The sequence below is a fragment of the Mucilaginibacter sp. genome (genome assembly GCF_036568825.1).
Lineage (GTDB): Bacteria > Bacteroidota > Bacteroidia > Sphingobacteriales > Sphingobacteriaceae > Mucilaginibacter.
The window spans coordinates 29,961-49,991 of the sequence record NZ_DATCRU010000001.1 but is presented as its reverse complement, the minus strand read 5'-3'; the positions used below and the strand labels follow the sequence as shown (position 1 = coordinate 49,991).

The 20,031-nt window shown below is 43.5% G+C and carries 16 protein-coding genes; 3 read left to right on the top strand and 13 right to left on the bottom strand.

Going from position 1 to position 20,031, the window contains the following annotated elements; translation table 11 throughout:
• Positions 1-171: 171 nt before the first annotated feature.
• The 9 genes from VIM89_RS00240 to VIM89_RS00200 form a co-directional block, all read right to left on the bottom strand.
• The gene (locus VIM89_RS00240; protein WP_488154102.1) at positions 172-936 is read right to left on the bottom strand and encodes a GDSL-type esterase/lipase family protein; all 765 of its coding nucleotides are present in this window, start codon (positions 934-936) and stop codon (positions 172-174) included.
• 168 nt (positions 937-1,104) lie between these two features.
• Positions 1,105-3,225: a prolyl oligopeptidase family serine peptidase gene (locus VIM89_RS00235; RefSeq protein WP_488154101.1), complete on the bottom strand. Its 2,121-nt coding sequence runs from the start codon at positions 3,223-3,225 to the stop codon at positions 1,105-1,107.
• Positions 3,226-3,556: 331 nt separating this feature from the next.
• Positions 3,557-5,173 (bottom strand): ATP-dependent DNA ligase, encoded by a 1,617-nt coding sequence (locus tag VIM89_RS00230; protein ID WP_488154100.1) that lies wholly within the window; start codon positions 5,171-5,173, stop codon positions 3,557-3,559.
• A complete protein-coding gene (locus VIM89_RS00225; protein ID WP_488154099.1) occupies positions 5,170-6,249 on the bottom strand; it encodes a ligase-associated DNA damage response exonuclease in 1,080 nt (359 codons plus the stop codon). The genes VIM89_RS00230 and VIM89_RS00225 overlap by 4 nt, the downstream gene beginning before the upstream one ends.
• Positions 6,250-6,634: 385 nt before the next feature.
• Positions 6,635-8,791 carry a carboxy terminal-processing peptidase gene (locus VIM89_RS00220; protein ID WP_488154098.1) on the bottom strand — a complete coding sequence of 719 codons (2,157 nt, stop codon included), beginning with the start codon at positions 8,789-8,791 and terminating at the stop codon, positions 6,635-6,637.
• 173 nt (positions 8,792-8,964) lie between these two features.
• On the bottom strand, positions 8,965-9,594 hold the full coding sequence (locus VIM89_RS00215) for a hypothetical protein (RefSeq protein WP_488154097.1): 630 nt from the start codon (positions 9,592-9,594) through the stop codon (positions 8,965-8,967).
• Positions 9,595-9,667: 73 nt separating this feature from the next.
• On the bottom strand, positions 9,668-10,510 hold the full coding sequence (locus tag VIM89_RS00210) for an isoaspartyl peptidase/L-asparaginase (protein ID WP_488154096.1): 843 nt from the start codon (positions 10,508-10,510) through the stop codon (positions 9,668-9,670).
• Between the two features lie 183 nt (positions 10,511-10,693).
• Positions 10,694-11,344: a DNA-3-methyladenine glycosylase family protein gene (locus VIM89_RS00205; RefSeq protein WP_488154095.1), complete on the bottom strand. Its 651-nt coding sequence runs from the start codon at positions 11,342-11,344 to the stop codon at positions 10,694-10,696.
• An 89-nt stretch (positions 11,345-11,433) separates the two neighbouring features.
• Complete coding sequence (locus VIM89_RS00200) at positions 11,434-12,369, bottom strand: hypothetical protein (protein WP_488154094.1); 936 nt, start codon at positions 12,367-12,369, stop codon at positions 11,434-11,436.
• Positions 12,370-12,646: 277 nt separating this feature from the next.
• On the opposite strand from VIM89_RS00200, the gene VIM89_RS00195 reads away from it, so the two are divergent.
• The 3 genes from VIM89_RS00195 (at position 12,647) to VIM89_RS00185 (ending at position 14,887) form a co-directional block, all read left to right on the top strand.
• Positions 12,647-13,927, top strand: coding sequence for a replication-associated recombination protein A (locus tag VIM89_RS00195; protein WP_488154093.1), 1,281 nt, complete (start codon positions 12,647-12,649; stop codon positions 13,925-13,927).
• Between the two features lie 71 nt (positions 13,928-13,998).
• Positions 13,999-14,493, top strand: coding sequence for an N-acetyltransferase family protein (locus VIM89_RS00190; protein WP_488154092.1), 495 nt, complete (start codon positions 13,999-14,001; stop codon positions 14,491-14,493).
• 10 nt (positions 14,494-14,503) lie between these two features.
• Positions 14,504-14,887 carry a hypothetical protein gene (locus VIM89_RS00185; protein ID WP_488154091.1) on the top strand — a complete coding sequence of 128 codons (384 nt, stop codon included), beginning with the start codon at positions 14,504-14,506 and terminating at the stop codon, positions 14,885-14,887.
• Here the strand turns inward: VIM89_RS00185 and VIM89_RS00180 are convergent.
• From VIM89_RS00180 to VIM89_RS00165, 4 genes are all read right to left on the bottom strand, one after another.
• Positions 14,884-15,471: a hypothetical protein gene (locus VIM89_RS00180; RefSeq protein ID WP_488154090.1), complete on the bottom strand. Its 588-nt coding sequence runs from the start codon at positions 15,469-15,471 to the stop codon at positions 14,884-14,886. The genes VIM89_RS00185 and VIM89_RS00180 overlap by 4 nt on opposite strands.
• A gap of 83 nt (positions 15,472-15,554) precedes the next feature.
• A complete protein-coding gene (locus tag VIM89_RS00175; protein WP_488154089.1) occupies positions 15,555-16,856 on the bottom strand; it encodes a M20/M25/M40 family metallo-hydrolase in 1,302 nt (433 codons plus the stop codon).
• Between the two features lie 2 nt (positions 16,857-16,858).
• Positions 16,859-18,730, bottom strand: a complete 1,872-nt coding sequence (locus tag VIM89_RS00170; protein WP_488154088.1) for a M61 family metallopeptidase — start codon at positions 18,728-18,730, stop codon at positions 16,859-16,861.
• Positions 18,731-18,861: 131 nt separating this feature from the next.
• Positions 18,862-19,980, bottom strand: coding sequence for a DUF4407 domain-containing protein (locus VIM89_RS00165; protein ID WP_488154087.1), 1,119 nt, complete (start codon positions 19,978-19,980; stop codon positions 18,862-18,864).
• Between the last annotated feature and the right edge of the window lie 51 nt (positions 19,981-20,031).

Genomic DNA, 20,031 nt, shown 5'->3' with positions numbered 1-20,031 from the left:
GCGACAAACCCCATTTTTTTGCCAGTGAGCTGAGTGACTCCCCGGATTGATACTCTTTAATAACATCCAGCTTAAATGCCGGATTATGCTTCTTGTTCTTTCTCATAAAATGCCCCCAAATAGTGTCTAACTTTTTGGGGGCAGTCTATTACCGGGAAGCCTTTCTTATTATCATTTCATGACGGATTTATAAATTGCCTCGCCCCAGAACTGGCCCAGCATTATATCGCCCTTGCTATTTGGATGCAGGTAAAAGATGCCTTCGTGGCCCTGTTCAGGGATCTGATCAGTTGTATAATGTTTGCTGAAATAATCAAAGGCTCTGGTATCGGTGGTAAAAACATGACCTGGCTTGACCTTTTTGTATTCGTTCACCAATTGATCTATTTGTGGGAAATAGCTTTGCAAGCGGGCCAAGCCTTCCTGCAAATACACCGACCCATTATAAGTGTTCGGACTGTACCATATCGGTTTTTGAATCACAAATTTGCTGTTGGGAAAGTGCTGCAATAAACGATCAATGATAGTTTTCAAGTTATCGTGATATTTCTCAGGCGAAACAGGTGAACCATTTGGGCCATTGATGGCACTGTCATTAGTTCCAAGCATAATAAAAAATACCAATATCGCATCTTTGCTATTCAACGCAGATGCAGCTTTATCCGCTCGAGGAAATACGGTATTGGTCGATGGTAAAAAATCGACCGTTGTAAAACCGCTTACGCCCTGGTTTGAAAACTCTATCTTGCCGATACCTTTTTGTTTACGAAGCCATGCCGTGGCGGTGGCCGGCGGCGCTTCGGTTGCAGGGTCCGCTAATTGTACACCTTGGGTTATGCTATCGCCGATGTAAACGATGCTGAGGTTTTTCTTTTGGGCGGATACTATTGTGCTTACCAAAAGCAGAATAACCATTAAAGCTATATTCCTTTTCATAAATTATAAATGTGCGAAAGGTGTCAATCTAAGCCCGTCGAAGTGCGGTGCGTAGGGGCCTTTGCCCACCATGCTTCCCTTCGACAGGCTCAGGACAGGCTTGTGCTTCAGCATGACACCCTTTTTGAATTCCATTCCGACTTCTGACTTCCGTCCTCCGACTTCATTTTATTCTTTCCAATCCAAACCCATGTTCTGGAACATAAAGGCCCATTTATCGGCCTGACCGCTGATGATCTGTGCGGTTGATTGTCCTGCGCCATGTCCGGCTTTAGTTTCAATACGGATCAGCACCGGGGCTTTGCCTTGCTGATATTCCTGCAAGCGCGAACCAAATTTAAAAGAATGTGCGGGGACTACACGGTCATCATGGTCGGCAGTGGTAACCATGGTAGCCGGGTAATCTGCCGGTTTGAGTGCATGATATGGCGAATATTTATACAGGTAATCGAACATCTCTTTACTATCTTGTGCGGTGCCATAATCATAGCTCCAGCCTGCACCTGCAGTAAATTGGTTGTAACGCAGCATGTCCATCACACCTACCGCAGGGAAAGCCACTTTACATAGATCAGGGCGCTGCGTCATCACAGCGCCAATCAATAAACCACCGTTTGACCCGCCTGAAATAGCCAGGTAATCTTTAGAGGTGTATTTATTAGCGATCAGGTATTCGGCAGCCGCAATAAAATCGTCAAATACATTTTGCTTTTTCATTTTGATGCCGGCCTTGTGCCAGGTTTCGCCGTACTCACCACCGCCACGCAGGTTAGGTACAGCATAAATGCCCCCATGCTCTAATAAGACAATGTTGGACGTGCTGAAAGCAGGCGTCAGATTAACACCAAAACCACCGTACGCATAAAGTAACAAAGGATTTTTACCATTCATCACTGTACCTTTTTTATAGGTGATAATCATCGGGACCTTGGTGCCGTCTTTCGACTTATAGAATACCTGCTTCGACTCGTATTGTGTCGGGTCAAATTTTACATTTGCTTTTTTATAAACCGTCGACTGGCCGGTGGCAATATCATACTTGAAAATAGTCGGTGGATAAACGTAGTTGGTGAAGGTATAGTAAGTTTCCTTCTCTTCCTTCTTAGTACCAAATCCACCTGCCGAACCGATGCCCGGTAATTCGATATTACGCTCCAGCTTGCCATCCATATTATATTGCTGAACAAATGAGGTAGCGTCTTTCAGGTACTCGGCGAATATCTTTCCGCCGCCGGTTGATACGGTCAGCACATTTTTAGTTCCGGGTATCAGGTCTTTCCAGTGGATTGGTTGCGGATTGGATGCATCAACTGTTACCACTTTGAAGTTTGGTGTATATAAATTGGTAAGGATATACAGCTTGCTTCCAACATTGTCTATCACCTCATGCTGATTATCAAAATTATTAACCACATTCACAATCTCGCTGCCCGGTTTACTCAGATCCTGAATGTATAGCTCATTGCCTGTGGTCGTTGTAGCCGCGGTGATCACCAAAAAACGTTGATCTTCGGTCAGGTAAGCCCCAATATAACGTCGTGGGGTTTGCTCGCCGCCGAATATCAGTTTATCCTGGCTCTGCGGTGTGCCCAAAACATGGTAATATAGTTTATGATATTGCGTCATACCTGAAAGCTGGCTGCCTACTTTGGGTTTATCGTAAGTGCTATAATAAAAGCCTTCATTGCCTTTCCATGCCAGGCCTGTAAATTTCAGATCGCGCAGGGTATCGCCGATAATGGATTTATCGGTCGTTTTTATTACGATCACCTTGCGCCAGTCGGAACCGCCTTCGGATATCTGGTAGGCTGCCATGCTGCCGTCTTTTGTAAAATCGATGCCTTGCATAGAGGTAGTGCCATCTGCCGAAAAGGTATTGGGATCGAGGAATATTTCAGGCTGACCGTCACCTATCTGCCGCCATAAAACAGCCTGGCTTTGCAGACCGTCGTTCTTATAAAAATAAGTGTATTTACCTTCTTTAAAGGGTGCACTATATTTTTCGTAGTTCCATAAAACCTCCAACCGTTTGTGGATGGCGTCGCGATAAGGGATTTGTCCGAGGTAATCCTGGGTAACCTTATTTTCTTCTTTCACCCACGCTTTGGTATCGGCAGCCTGATCGTTTTCGAGCCAGCGGTAAGGATCGGGAACAGCTGTGCCGAAGTAAGTATCAACAGTATCAACTTTTTTGGTTTGGGGATAGGGAAGCGTTTTGATATTCATATTCTGAGCAAAGGTATAGCTGACTGTAAAGACCGACAGCACAAATAATGTCAATTTCTTCATGTAAATGCAGTTTATGAGAAATTAAAGATAGGGATAGAAGCTGAAAGCCAAAAGAAGAAAGCTGAAAGCCAATTATAACCCTTTGAGTTAGAAATAAAAAATCGTGTCATTTCGTGTTTGCAGAGAGGTAAAGGTCGAAATCGTGGTATTAGCATAAAATAAAAAGTCATGTCATTTCGACGAACGTGGTGGTACCAGCTTAGGGGTGAGGAGAAATCTTATACAACTTGCAAAGCAGACTATGCAGGGTGTAGAAGATTTCTCTTCGCCGCCTTCCCCCGCTTTACCCAGCTTGCTCATCGAAATGACAGGAAGAGGGAATCAATGTCTCTTATTCCCCCAAAAGTGCTTTCAAAGTTTCGATTGTATCCGCCTCTTCTTTAGGCTTATCATGCCGCCAGCGCAGAATGCGTGGGAAACGTAGAGCTACACCAGATTTATGCCGGGTGGAACGGTTGATGCCTTCAAATCCGATCTCGAAAACCAGCTCGGGTTTTACGGTGCGTACCGGGCCAAACTTTTCAATAGTATTCCGTTTGATAAAATTATCGACTTTATTGATCTCCTGGTCGGTTAAGCCGGAATAGGCTTTGGCAAATGGCACCAATTTATCGCCGTCCCAAACAGCAAAAGTATAGTCGGTATACAGATCAGCCCGGCGACCGTGGCCTTTTTGGGCATAGATCATTACCGCATCAACGGATAGGGGATCTATCTTCCATTTCCACCAGTCGCCCCGCTTACGACCTACCTGGTAGGTGGCGCTTTTGCGCTTCAGCATAATACCTTCGGCAATCATTGCCCTTGATTCATCGCGCTTGGCAGCCAGTTCATTCCAATTGTTAAAACTGATCGAAGGGGATAGCCGGAAAAATTCGGGAAAAGGCGTATTAGAATGCAACTCTTCCAACAGTTTACGACGTTCGCTCTGTGTTTTAGGACGAATATCGTTGCCTTGATATTCCAAACAATCGTAAGCGATCACGGCTACAGGGCTTTCCTGCAATATCTTTTTACTCAGGTTCTTCCTGCCAATGCGGGTTTGGAGTACGTTAAATGGCAATGGCAAGCCATTACGAAAACTCAATATCTCGCCATCCAGAACCGTACCATCCGGCAATGCATCTAAAAACGGATGCAATTCAGGGAATTTCTCGGTAGCCAGATCTTCACCGCGGCTCCAAATGAATATCTTACCATCGCGTTTGATCATTTGCGCTCGGATGCCATCCCATTTCCATTCAGCCTGCCAGTCTTCAGCGTTGCCTAAAGTATTTTGCAGTTCCTCAACCGAGCGCTGCTGTTCAGACGTTTCCTGGATAGGATAAGCCAGAAAAAAAGGATAAGGCCGCGAAATGTCGTCATTGCTTCCTTTCGCCTCAATCAATTGTTTAAAGTGGAAAATCTCCGGCATCCAGCTACCCATGATGCGATGCGTTAATGTTGGCGCATCTAAACCGGTCACATCGGCCAGCGCTTTGATCACCAGATTCTGAGAAACACCAACACGAAAACCACCGGTCATGATCTTATTAAAAACAAATCGCTCCTGTGGGTCAAGCATCGCCCATGATTCCATGAGCCAAAGCTTTTTCTGCTCCTCGTTTTTATCAGCAAGCGCATTGATCTCAGCTATCCATTCCGTCAGCGTTTTATTACTGCCCGAATTGTTTTGTGGCATTAACAGCGACATGGTTTCGGCCAGATCACCCACTACCTGGTAACTTTCCTCAAAAAGCCATACGGGAATATTGGATGCTTCGATGGCCCAATTGCGCAGCAATGTTGCGTTGATCTGTCGCTTCGGTCGCCGACCGGTAAATAAGGCCAGCATATGCATCTTATCCGAATCGGGCACGTTGGTGAAATAATCCTTCAGGACGCGAACTTTTTCATTGGTCTTATTGGTTTCATCCAGCGATAAAAATAATTGGGCGAATGCTCTCATGTTGTGCCCTCCAAATCATTTCCTTCGGCAGAAAGCACACGATTATCGGTTTCGTTCAAAAGATCATTGCCGCCGGTGTTTTCTTCTTCCTCGTTGCCATATAAGGTATAAACTTCTTTCGCATTAAACCCGATTTCACTTAGATATCGGGAGAATGTAGCTGTATAGCCGTGAGTCAAATAAACACATTCACAACCGGTAGCATCTATGGCGCTGATCAACCCGTTCCAATCAGCATGATCGGACAGGACAAAGCCTCTATCAGCAGCGCGCCGTCGCTTGGCTCCCCGAATAGCCATCCATCCTGAACAATATCCAAAATCATAAGGTGCAAACCTGCGCATCCATGCAGAGCCGACTGCAGATGGCGGTGCGAGTACTATGCCTTTTCTAATCTCTTCTTTAGGTGTGTCATAGATAATCCTTTCGGTTGGATTGAGTTGTACGCCGTTATTCCGCAATGCCTGGTTTATATTTTCAATTGCCCCATGAGTATACACTTTGCCGTTAAACAGATCAAGATTCTGCAAGATGCGTTGAGCCTTCCCCAATGAATATCCTACAATTACAGTGGTCAATCCATTATCCAGGTTGTTACGCCACCATTTGTTCATTTCTTCAAATGTTTTTACTTGTGGCTTCCATTGGTAAACAGGCATGCCAAAAGTGCACTCGGAAATAAAGTGGTGACATTTTACCGGCTCGAATGGTGTGGAGATACTATCGTCCTCTACCTTATAATCACCTGATACAACCCAAACTTCGCCCTTATATTCTACCCGTATCTGCGCCGAGCCAATCACATGTCCGGCAGGATATAAAGAAATTTCGACACCGTTTTTATTGATCTTCTCACCGTAATCTACTGTTTGCAAATCGATTTCCCCTAAACGGTAAAACAGCACCTGTTTGGATAAACGATGAGCCAAATAGTGTTTGTGCCCAACATAGGCATGGTCAGCATGAGCGTGGGTGATTACCGCATAATCAACCGGCTTCCATGGGTCGATATAAAATCCACCTTTTTCGCAGTAGATACCCCGGTCGGTAAACTCAAGCAGCGGTTTGTCAGGCATAGTTGATAAACCCTAATTTAGTTGAATTAGTTTTATATAGAAAGGTAAAAGCTGAAAGGCGAAAGGTAAAAGTTACTTTTTAAGCCGTATTATACCAATCTCGGTGGAATGATTTGACCCGTAGGGTCTACCGCTTTGTAGAAAAAATTAATAACAATGATTTTGCCCTGTAGGGGCTACCCTCAGACATGCGAGCCATTTGCATGGTGGATAATGGGTAGCCTCTACGAGGCAAAAAAATACATTTTTGGGGGTTGCTACAAAGCGGTAGACCCTACGGGTCATTATGCAAATGTATAATTGAGGCTAAGGCGCAAATGTTTATTATACAGAAACAAAAAATCCCGGACCAAGCCGGGATTATATTTTCAAAATTCTGAATAAATTATTGTTGCTGTTGATTAACCGGGTTACTGGTGTATTTGCCGCCCAGGTTAATGTAGTCGGTTAGAATTTGTCCTGCTTCTATTTTCAAGAAATCCAAGTCTTCATTTTTAGGCTTGGTTTCACCCTTTTTCAGCGGTTTGAAACCTAAAGCCACCCTCTTTTCGTTTTCCCGGTCAAATGATTTGGCTTCATCCGAATCACGTTGTTTTTTCAATTCCTGCTCGTTCAGGGTTACACTCTTTTCGTTTTCGCGTTTGGTGAAATCAGCAATATCCTGCATCAGGTATTGATAGCTCTTGCTGGTATTCATGCGTTGTTCGTGCAGCTTGGTCAATTGAGGCACCACTGCGGTAAAGTCGCCTACTTTGGTATAGCTGCTCTTTGCAATGATGTCAAAAGGCAATGCTGATGGCTCGGTATCTTCTCCAAATTTATCCAGTGGAATAACCGAAGGGAATTTAATATCCGGAGTTACACCCTTATGCTGAGTGGAATTTCCGCTGATACGGTAGAATTTGGCGATGGTCAGGTTCAATTGACCTAACCTGCTTTGGCTGCCAGTGTTAACGGTTTTGTCAGTCTTGCCATTCATTTTGGCCATCAGGTCGGCTAATACAGATGGTTTGATCACCTTATCCAGGTCGATTGCATTTTGTACGGTACCTTTACCATAAGTTTGAGTACCCAGTATCAACGCACGACCATAATCCTGCATAGCTCCGGCAAATATCTCTGATGCTGATGCGCTGAAACGGTCAACTACCACAGCCATCGGACCAGAATAAGCGATCGCCGGATCCTCATCATTATCTACTTCAGTTTGGTCGCGTGCATCACGAACCTGAACGATCGGGCCTGTTTTGATAAACAATCCACCCAAATCAATTGCTTCCATTAAAGAGCCGCCGCCATTTTCACGAAGGTCGATCACAACGCCGTCCACATTTTCGCGTTTCAGGGTATCCAGGATCAATTTCACGTCGCGGGTTGTGCTCTTATAGTTTGGGTTACCGGATTTATAGTCGTTATAATCAATATAGAATGCCGGGATGGATATGATACCGATCTTTACTTCCTTACCGTTTGAGTTGTAAGTGCGTATTTCTTTTTTAGCCGACTGATCTTTCAGGATGATCTTTTCACGAACCATCTCTACCACTTTAGGCTTGCTGCTGGTGCTGCTTCCTTTCGACAACACTTCCAAACGAACGATAGTTCCTTTAGTACCACGGATAAGAGCAATAGCATTTTCTATTCTCCATCCTATCACGTTTTGGAATTCACCTGTTTTACCTTGAGCCACGCCAACAATGCGGTCTTCAGGAGATAACTGTTTACTCTTATCGGCAGGACCACCCGGAACGATAGATGAAATCGTCACATACTCATCTTTTGACTGCAGCGTTGCACCAATACCTTCCAGAGAGCGCGACATTTCGATATTGAAATTGGCCGCATTGGCAGGGTTAAAGTAGTTGGTGTGCGGGTCGACAGCATTGGTGAATGCATCCATGAAAATCTGGAACACATCCTGATTGTTCAGCTTGTTCGACTGCGACAATAAGCTCTCATAACGTTTCTTTAAAGTTTCCTTGTCTTTAGCGAGATCAGGGTTAGCCATTTTCAGGTTAAGCAGGTCGTACTCTACACGTTCGGTCCAGGTTTTATTTGACTCATCTTCTGAGGCAAAGTAAGGCAGGCTGTCGCGGTCGAAAGTGAAGCTATCATGACCGTTGAAATCGAAACTCTTATCCAATTGGGCCAGTGAATATTTTATACGGTCATTATAACGTTTCTGATAAACATTGAACATGTAGAATACATCAGACAGATTTCCGCTTTTCAGGTCGTCGTCAATCACATCTTTGTATTTATCAAAGTCCTTAATATCAGATGCCAGCAGGTAGTTATGGTTTTCGTCGAGCGCTTTTACATAGCGTTTAAAAACTACCTCCGACAATGAATCATTCAACGGAACCTTTTTATAATTATGCTCACTGATAATAGTGGCTATATACTGACATACGACGCTTTGTTGTGCGTCGGGTTGAAGGTCATTTGACCCGTCAACCTTTTTCATTGGCTGGTTAGCCGGAGATGCTTTGCATGCGAACATGGCAGCAAGCACCAATAGAATATATATTTTCCTGAACATATCTTTTACTCGCTTTAAATCTAAACTGAACATCAATACTCGTGCCTATTATAGCTTTGCTAATGTAAATAAAAAGAGACAGTGTAAATACTGCCTCTGTCATAGAAATAACAATATTACAATTTATGTTTTACTTGGACGGATAATAACGCGGAAAGTTTCAATGCCGTATGCTAAAGTGTCTTTTTTTCAGCATTTAAGGTGCCTTCCGCATATTTTACATCAGGTTTTTGTGCCGTGCCGTTATTTTGAGCCAATAAAAGTATTTGTTTTTCAATATCAGCAGTTTGGGTTTGCATGCCCAATGAGCGTGAAAGATCACGTGCCTCCATCAGATCGGCTTTTGCTGACGGTATATCGCCGGTGTTTACTTTTATATCCGCCAGGCCAAGCAAATTGTTCATCGTATGCTTGTCGTCATTTTGCTGGCGCGATATATTGTTGCTTTGCAAATAATACCATTTAGCTTCCGACCAGCGATGCAGTTTAACATACAAAGCTGCCAGGTCGCTGAAATTGTAGCTGGCATCGTTATAAATACGGAAACGCATATTGTGCTTAGCCTGCTCCATTACCATTTTTGAAGTAGCAACAAGCGTGAACTCGCAAGTCTCCAGCACGATTGGCTGAGCCTGCAAATTATTTAAAATTAAAGTGTTATTGGTGCTAACAAACTGATGCCCTTTCGCAGGCGGAAGGGCAGGCAACACGATGTGTTTCTTTTTGAAACCTATCTTTTCCCAGATTTGGGCCGAGGCCGAAAAGCTGATCAGGCAAAAGAAAATGATTAGTCTTATACGCATTTATTCTATCCCGGTGCTACTAATTAATTTTGCTAATATACATATAAAATTGATTAACAAGCATTTGCAGGGTTCAATTGAAAACCTCCACCAGCCCGTCATGCAGTGCCCACACCATATAAGGGTGGGTATCAGCGTGAAAAGTATCACCGTTAGCAGCAATCCCAATCACTCCTGCGCACCCGTTAAACGATTTTAATTCGTTTAAGGTTTTGTTTGTCGCCGCCTGGATTGCCATACCGTCAGTTACCCTCGTTACAATCTTCGGTGCGACTGCACCGCTCACAATATCTTCGCCTATCCCTGTACAGGATACCCCGGCATATCGATTCACATAATTTCCCGCCGCCGTGGCCGAATCGCTTACACGGTAAGGGATCTGGAAGCCTTTACCTCCCGTAGAAGTCGCTGCTGCCAGGTCGCCATAAATATCCAGCGCTACACATCCTACCGTACCCATGCGTATGGAATCGCTTAGTTTCTTTTCATATTCGCGGCGGCGCATCGGTGTTTCAGGATTATAGTACGGGAATCCGTTATACCGCGCAAATTCAATTGCACCTTTACCGCTCAATACTTTATCTTCACGGCTTATAAGTTTTTCCGCTACGCGGATGGGATTTCTAACCCCTTCAATATTAATAACTCCTGAAAACTGCATGGATTTTCCATCCATTAATGAGGCGCTCATCCTGATCTTACCATCGCTTTGTATTTGTGAACCGGTGCCCGCATTGAAAAGATCGCAGTCTTCCAGTAAAGCTACCGTATATACTACAGTTTCAATAGCATTATGCGTTTGAAGATACCGGTAACCTAATTGTACAATTTCGCGCAACGCTTCTTGTTTGGCGTACTTTACCTCCTGGTTGGTTTTCCATTCGTTAAAAAAGCCTCCATGAATAATCAGTTTCATAGGCAAGTACTTTTAATATTTCAACAAGATGAATTGCGATGCGCAGGTTTCGGAGTATCTATCAAATTTACGCACAAAAAATTCATAAGCCAAAACTTATGAATGAATATCCCCTAAACGGATTTTGTCCGGATTGATTGCCCTTGACTTGCTAAAAATGGCGCTTCTGTTACAATTTAAGGCTTATTTGGTTGCAGCAGCTTTGGATGATGGTCGCGGTGTGCTTAAATAAAAATGCCACAACAGCATAGCGGCAAGGGTGCGATAGGGTCGCCATTGCTCAGCAATCAATAGCATTTCCGGTTGGGTAATGGCGTGATGTAATTTCTTGATCCTTTTCAGTGCATTTACCGCAGCCAAATCCCCGATAGGAAAAATATCTGCCCGTTGCAGGGCGAACATCAGGTATACATCGGCAGTCCAGTTACCGATACCTTTAAGAGCTGTTAGTTGCGCCCGGACTTCATCATCAGGCATATGATGAAATTCTTCCAACTTCAGCTGACCGCTCAACAATGCTTCAGCAAGATATTTAATATACCCGTTTTTTTGACGGCTTACATAGCAGGTGCGCATTTCTTCGTCAGTAAGCAGCAGTACCCGAGCAGGGGTTAATTCCTGAACGCGCTCTTTCAATTTATTCAAGGCTGATAAAGCAGACGCCAGCGAAACCTGCTGCTCTAAAATAATATGCACCAGCGACTCAAAACTATTGGGCCTTGACCAGAATGGCGGATAGCCATGGGCATCAATAATATATTGCAGTTCGGGATCGGCAGCTGCCAGTTGATCGCAAATAGAGCGGTAGTTGGATTGATCAAACTGTTGTATCATATAATTGTTCCTAAAATACTAAATTTTTTAGGATTTGAATTTTTATTTCCGAATTGGCAATGACGTACAATCTTACACCAGTTCGGAAATTAGTTCTTAATAGGTATTACCTCATTAGTAATGGATTCTACCCCAAATCCCGCTGGAACAAACTTGAGCCGGAAATTAAAATCGTATTCTGTTTTTTTAAGTGTCACAGTATTTTGATAGATGAGTTTACCAAACACATAGGTAGATATATCCCCATTAATTATACGTCTAACAGATTCCGTGTTAACCGTATCCGCAGATCGCCAAAAGTGGTGAGAGTAATTACCACTTGTAAGATACCCGTTTATAAAGTTGTAATTCCAGTTGACCTTTGGTTTCATTTTGAAATCCTTTCCAAGTTGATAATCTATAGCGTACTGGGACGTAAGGCATCTTACTGGCTGCTTCCCGTAGTTCCTAAAATTGAAAGATATACAAACATCTTTTCCAGGTTTAAGAGTATCAAATTGCAAATCTATCGCTTGTATGAGAGGTCTATTTTCAATTTCAAATTCTTTACGTGTCTCTTGAAGAGCCACTATTTGCGAATCAATGCCTTGTGTTTGCTTCTTAACAAAATTAGTGTCTCTTTTAAGTTTTTGAGCATCAGTAATAGCAGTCGAGCTATCAATAGTTTTTTGTCTAACGGCGGCTTTAAAATTATTTATTTTACTTTCATCGAGAGATGCTTTGGCGATACTATCGGCTGTTATAGCAACAGCTATACTTTTATTGGAGATATTAAAGAGTCTAAATGTATACCACGCCAAAATAATGGTCACGACAAGCATAAAAAAGGACGTCAGATTGCTAAAATGGGCTTTTGCGCCATTCTCGCCAATAAACTTCCAAATTTTTTTGAGGTACTTGGGGTTTTGAGTGCTAGTTCTGCTGTTACCATTTTGATTTTCCTGTTCGGTATAATGAACAGGATTAGAATTTGGCAATTCTTGGCTTGGCTGATTATTGTTATCTGGTTGGTCTGGTTTAGTCATTATTGCGTGATTAGGTCTATCTAAAAGTACTACCTAACCACCAATAATACAACTACTTTTCTTTTTCAGGTTCTTCCGGTGGCGTATCGTCTTTTTTAGGCGGTTTAGTCTTAATAAGATGTAATAGACTTCTATTGAAGTCAGTTAGTGAAACTTCTTTACCTAAGTTGGTGTTGTCACCAACATGATCTTCTTTTTTTTTAAAGTGGTCAAATTCGACCACTTTAAAAATACTAAATTTTTTAGGATTTGAATTTTTATTTCCGAATTTTACTACATGAACAATTTGCCGCCATTAGCCGAGCGCATGCGCCCGAAGTCGCTGGATGATTATGTTGGCCAGAAACACCTGGTTGGGAAGGGTGCAGTATTGCGCAAAGCCATTGAATCGGGTTCGCTGCCCTCCATAATATTCTGGGGACCGCCGGGGGTGGGTAAAACTACGTTGGCATATATTATTTCGCAGACTTTATACCGCCCTTTCTTTTCGTTAAGCGCGATCAATTCGGGTGTGAAGGATGTGCGGGAAGTGATTGAAAAAGCATCGCAATTGAGGGAGTTGGGCGAAACGCTGCCTATCTTATTCATCGACGAAATACACCGATTCTCTAAATCACAACAAGATTCTCTTTTGGGAGCTGTTGAGCGAGGTATTGTTACCCTGATTGGCGCTACCACTGAAAACCCATCGTTCGAGGTTATCTCGGCTTTGCTGTCACGGTGCCAGGTTTATATCCTGCAATCGTTGGAAGAGGACGACCTCGTCAACCTGATCAATAAGGCAATGAAGGAAGATGTGGTGCTGAAGCAAAAGAATATTGAGGTTAAAGAGTATGAAGCTTTACTCCGGCTTTCTGGTGGCGATGCGCGTAAGCTGCTGAATATTTTCGAGCTGTTGGTGAATGCCTTCCCAACCAAAAAGATCGTCATCACGAATGAAGTAGCTTTACAGCATGTACAGCAGAACATGGCGCTGTATGATAAAACTGGCGAGCAGCATTATGATATCATCTCCGCCTTTATCAAATCCATGCGCGGCAGTGACCCGAATGGCGCTGTTTACTGGCTGGCGCGGATGATCGTAGGCGGAGAGGACCCGCTGTTCATTGCACGTCGTATGCTGATCCTGGCATCAGAAGACATCGGCAATGCTAATCCGAATGCTTTGTTGCTGGCACAATCCTGCTTTGAGGCGGTGAATGTTATCGGCTGGCCGGAGTCACAATTGATTCTTTCTCAAACGGCTATTTACCTGGCTACTTCGCCTAAGAGCAATTCGGCAACAACGGCAATTGGTGCGGCAATCGCTTTGGTAAAAGAACACGGCGATTTGCCAGTTCCTTTGCATTTGCGCAATGCGCCAACCAAACTGATGAAGAACATTGGTTATGGTAAGGAATACAAATATGCTCACAGTTTCGAAGGCAATTTCGTCGACCAGGATTTTCTGCCGGAAGCTATAAGAGGTACCAAAATTTATGACCCAGGCAATAACTCCCGCGAAGCGGAAACCAAAGAAAAACTGAAGAAACTTTGGGGCGAACGGTATAAATATTAGTTTTGAGTTGTAAGTATTGAGTTATGAGACGCTCGACTCACTACTCACCATTCACTACTCACAACTAAGAAATGTATACCATCCGACAAGCCACCCTACACGACCTTGACACCATAATAGAAATTGCCGAAAAAACCTGGTGGGTAACCTATTCGCCGATATTGGAAAAGGAACAGATTGAGTTTATGCTGAACAAGATCTATTCGGTTGAAAATATCTCTGCTCAATTAGAACGGGGCACACAAACTTACTTATTGCTGATTGAAGATGGTAAGCCTGTTGCTTTTGCAGGCTATTCCCCACGCGAAGAAGACCCGGACATATACAAGCTGCACAAATTATATTGCCTGCCGGAAACACAGGGTAAAGGGTATGGAAAAGTGTTGATCAATGAAGTTGCTCAAAAAACTATTGAAGCCGGCAAACATACGCTCGACCTGAATGTGAACCGCCACAACAAAGCCAAGAATTTTTATGAAAAAATGGGCTTCAGTGTAGCCTATGAGGAGGACATCCCCATCGGCCCGTATTGGATGAATGATTATGTGATGCGAAAAGAGTTATAATACTAAAATTATGAAAAGTAAGTTGGTATATGTGGAGTTAAAGACAGGTTATAACGATAACGGCCCAGCATGGATAGGGAAAGCTTTCTTTTCACGAACAGGAAGGACGATATATTTTAATGGTTTGGCGTTTTCGAAACAAAGTCGCGGCGGGGGAAATCATTATGAAATCCTGAGTGGCGATTATTATTGGGTTTCCGGAATTAAAAAAACTGGAAGCAATAGACACTGGGCCGGGCACGGGAAAATTCAAATCGATGAAAATGTTGTAACAGAATATTTAGCTATTACCAACCAATCGTTACCTCTATCCAACACTTTTGAAGTTGTTGAATTAAATAACAATCCTGCTGTGGAGAAATATAACGCTGTTTTAAATGAGACTTTAGATTAAACCTCTGATTTTACCAATCTCTTACCTGCATATATCATATAAACCCCATAGCAAGAAGTAGCAATTGCAGTACCTACACCTACAAAAGCATCCACTGCAGCAGTTGAATAGGATTTATTTAATATCAACCCAATACCGATAATGGCTACAATAGTTGTCCAGGTAGCCAGGTAATAATCGATCGTTCTCCTAAATACCCTTGCCAGCGGGTAAAAATGCAGCCCGACGATCAATGCGATAACCGGAATGGTAAGGTCGGCATGGCCGATGTTGATCACGATATTGATGCCAACAAAAATCAGCAAACCTTCAGCGCCGAAGATAATCCCGAACCATTTGCCGGTTCTTTTTTCTTCTGCTTTATCTGCTTCGCTTTCAGATTTTGGGAAACGTTTTGCCTCACGGTAAAACTTTATACCATTGATCACAAGTACTGCGGCAATAAGCGAGAATAGTATTAAGACGATCAGTCCATTGCTGGTCATGCTGCCATAGGCAATGCCGGTCCACATCATGGTAAAAAAAGCCATCATTATTAAACCGGTGCCGACGCTTTGTATGGCAATGCGGGGAATTGCACTCATATGTTTTTTAGGGTAGCAGTGGCAGGAGCAGTTGGCAGTCGTTTCTAAATTACTGCTACTGCAAACTGCCACCGCTACTGATTTTATCTTTCCAATTTAGGCACTCTGGTCGGCGTATCGGTTTCTGCAACAATGGTGCGGGAACTTAAAGCAATCGCCCTGATGGTCGAGGTAATATTGCCTACATCCAGTGTGCTGAATTCATCGCCAACGGTATGATATAGCTTATCGATATCGATCTGGTCGGTAGAGATGGTATGCGCCGGAACACCTACTTTAGCCAGTGATGCATTATCGCTCCGGTAGAAAAGGTCTTCCGCCGGGTATGGATCGGGGTAAAATTTAAAGGCGGTACCTTCCAAATTCTTTTGCAATATTTTGCCGAAGTCGGAACGCTCGAAGCCTGTTATGAAGGCCGAGTTCTGACCAAATTTAGATGCTTTGCCGATCATTTCGATATTGAACATGGCTACCACTTTATCCGGATCAACGGTTTTAGCAAAGTATTGAGAGCCATATTCGCCGATCTCTTCTGCTGTAAACGCAACGAATATCAAGGTACGAGCATTATCGTTTAACTTTTTGTAATACTTCGCAAGGCTGATCACAGCTGTTGTTCCAGAGGCATCATCATCCGCGCCATTAGCAATACTATCGCCTTTAACAGGTTTTATAATACCAAGATGGTCATAGTGTCCGGAAAATACCACGTATTCATTTGGCTTGGTTTTGCCTGGGATGATGCCTGCAATATTAAATAAGGGCAGCTCTTTGCTGCTCACTTCATAATTAACAGTCAGTGATTTTACATCGTCAAAAGTACCAAGAGCAAATGCAAGTGACGCCCTTTTAGACTGGCCATCTTTAAAAGACACGGCCCCACCCATTGCCCGTCCGCGCACACGCTTAAACAGATCGCTGAACTTAGGATCGATCAATATCAGCATATTTTTGCCGCTTTGTAAAGCCGACATGTATGCTTTTCGCAGATCCTGGTCAGGACCTACTTTTACAATTTCGGCATCCTCCGGCTTATTCCAGCTAAATGATTCGCTTCCCTGTATGGCAACATTTTCGGCGGGAACCGGTGTGCCATTTATACTGATCTCAGCTTTCGTCGGCGTGCTTTTTATCATTGTAAAATTTTGGCGATAACCGGTGTTACCCGCCATCGGTTGCAGGCCTATCTGCTTGTATTCGCTTTCGATAAATTGTGCAGCCTTCTCAATACCGGGAGTAAAAGTGGCCCGCCCCTGCATATCATCAGCAGAAAGCGTTTTGATGATGCGTTCCACATCATCCTGTTTGATCATTTTATTGACATCCTGCGCATAGCTGCCACAGGCGATCGCTATCATTGCGATCGACGTTATAAATCTCTTCATGCTTATTTGACTTTGGTTGATAGCCAGTTGTTACGGAAGTCGGTTTGTTCTTTGGTTAATTCTTTATCTGCTTTCTCGAAGGTTACTACTTCAAAGTATGGGCTTTCTTCCAGCGTAATCGTAGTTTCATGCTCACCGGTGCGGTTTTTATAATTTACCACGATCTTGTCGCCCGGATTTTTTGCAGATACAATATCAGTAAATGATTGTGCATCTTTTACTTCTTTACCATCAGCTTTCAGAATAATATCACCTACGTCCAAACCTGCTTTATATACCGGCGTACCTATAATGCTTACCTGTACCGGCAAACCTGCTTCCTCTGTAGTGCGTGCTTCACCTGAGCGGCCACGGTTGCGGTTATAGCTCAATGGACCAGCCCAGCCTTTACCAGGTGCAGCTTTGCGTAACAGCAATCCGGCTTTAGCTAACAACGCTGCATAATCGTTCTTTTCAATGCCGTAGATGTATTTATTGAAGAAATCGGCAGCGAATTTTGGGTTCTTGGTCACTTTGGCCAGGTCGGCTTGCAGGTCAGGAATTGTGTAAGGTTTCATCACTTTACCACGATCAAGCCAAACGGTGCGCATGTAATCATCCAGCGTCAGGTTAAATTCTGATCTTAAGCGCAGATCGAGCGCCAGGGCTATTGCGCCGCCATAAGTATAATAACTGGTGAACATATTCGCCTGGTTGTTTGGATCGATAGATACACCCGCATCTGCAAATACCGAATAGCGGCTCATTTGTGTTGCGGGATATTTAGCTGCACCGGGAGTATTTAAGATCTGGTTTACCAAACCTGCAAGGGTACGTCCGTAGTCATCCACATTATGGAAACCGGCGCGAACCAGTACCATTTCGCCATAATATTGAGTAAAGCCTTCGGCAAACCAAAGTTCACTGCTCATATCAGCATGCTCAAAATTGAATGGCTCCAGTGATTTTGGGCGGATCCGTTTCACGTTCCAACTGTGGAAGTACTCATGAGAGTAGGTGCTAATTAATCTTAGTTCGTTACCGCCAACTTTTGCTGCCGGATGAACGATACAGGTTGAGTTACGATGTTCCATACCATCGCCTGAATTTGTTGGATAAACATCATCCAGGAAGGTGTATTCGCCATAATCATAAGTTGGTAGTTCGCCAAAAACAGCTTTTTCCTCAAGCACCATTCGGCCTATTTGCTTAGCAAAGGCATCGATCACGCTCTGATCGTCATCTGAGTGAATGGTAAGATTGATCTTTTCTTTTTTGCCGTTATTATCAACATCCCAGCTGCTTACTTTATAGGCTGATAGCTCAGTCGGACTGTCCATCATGTATTGCATGTTTGGCGCGCTGTAAATTCCGGCGCCCTCGTTTTTTAACTGTGTGGCTACTTTCCAGCCATATTTGTCCAGATCATTAAACTGAAACCTGATCGGGCGTTTATCCTGGCCAACTACCCACATAAAAGCTGCAGGCATATTCAGGTGCGCATGACTTGGGTCGACGCTGGCATAGGTACCATCGGTCCAGTTGGCGAAAAGGGTATAGCTAATTTTAACGGCGTCGCCATGTACAGGGATTTCGTACAGGTCGCCTTCCAGTTGTCGTATTTCCAATTCGGTGCCATCAGCATTTGTGGCTTTAACGTTATAAACGTTCTTGCCAAACTCGTGTGTGGCATATCTTCCAGCTGATGAACGGCTCATGCGTACCCGTATTGCCCCCGAAGGTGCATTGGGGATAGTCAACACAATTTCAGCTTCGTGGTGAACCGCGTTTGGAAACGAAATAGAATAGAAAAGGGGTTTTTGCTTGGTATCGTCCTGAGCAAATGATGCAGCAGCGAACAGTAAGGCTGCTGCCAATAGGTAAAACTTCTTCATGTGTCCGAGTTAATCGGAGCTGAAATTACTAAATTAGTTGAATAGTTGATTATGTGAGTAGTTAAGTGGTTAACCAAATCAATTTGACAAACCAATCAACCATTCAACTACTTAACCACTTAACTAACCCATCAATCATAAGTATGATGCTCAAAATCATACTCCGATTGGGCGGTAATGATCCGTTTTTTGCGGTCGGTATCCACGTCGAGGTGATGGTCGAAGATGCGGTCGGTTGAGGCCATTTCACGCTCTTTCTCTTTCTCAGCATAATAAATATCCGACTCCGTCACTTTATTTAAAGCCACGTCATACGGTCCTTTCGGTGACATCAGCTTTACAAACACAGGCAGACACTCGAACAAGATAAAGAGATATCCGATAAATGATATCGCCAGGTAAGTGTCCAGATCACGGGTGCCGTTGTCGTTATAAGTCAATTGTCCCAAAGCCCAGTTACGGTCAGAGAAACCTGCGACGTTGGCTAAACTGTCCAATTCATGACCATTGAACATGCGGGTGCCATTCAGTCCTTCAAAATCTTTTCGCTGGCTCAGGTAGTTGTCCATCTGGCCTATATTATCCGTAACTGTTTTTAAGCGATCTTCTTTCTCTTGTAAAACCTGCTGTTTCTGCTTTGCATAAGTACCATAGCCTACTATACCGGAGGTTTGATTGGTTTTGTCACCAAAAACTTCCTGGTTCAGCTGGTATCGGGAACGGTTGATATCTTTTTCCAGTGAATCTTTTTCCTTCTTCAGATCGGAATTTTTGGTCAGCTCCATCGCATATTTTTGGTTATATGCTTTCTGTAGTGTATCGATTTTGCGGTTCTGACCTTTGAGATAGGCAGTCTTTAACTTTTGTCTGATTTCTTTGTCAAAAATTTTCAATTCCAGCGGGCGGGATATCACCACGCCTATCATGATGGCCAATAAAATACGCGGCGAGGCCTGCGCTATCTGCTGGCGGGTGGTGCCTTCTTTATTGATACTGGATACGATATAACGGTCCATATTGAATATGGCCAATCCCCACAACATGCCGAATAAAATGGCAAATCCTACGGCAAAAGGACTGCCGTTAAAAACGAAATACATAGCATAACCACCTGACAAAGAGGCAAATAATGCTGTAAAAAATATAGTGGCGCCAATACCTACGTATTTATTATGCTCGATGGGATATTTCTTCAGCGTACCAACATGGGCTCCGGAACAGAACCAAAAAAACCGGGTTATCTTCTTCATCCGTCGATGTAAATTTTATACAAACATATATAAAACGCTCTTATTTAGTGT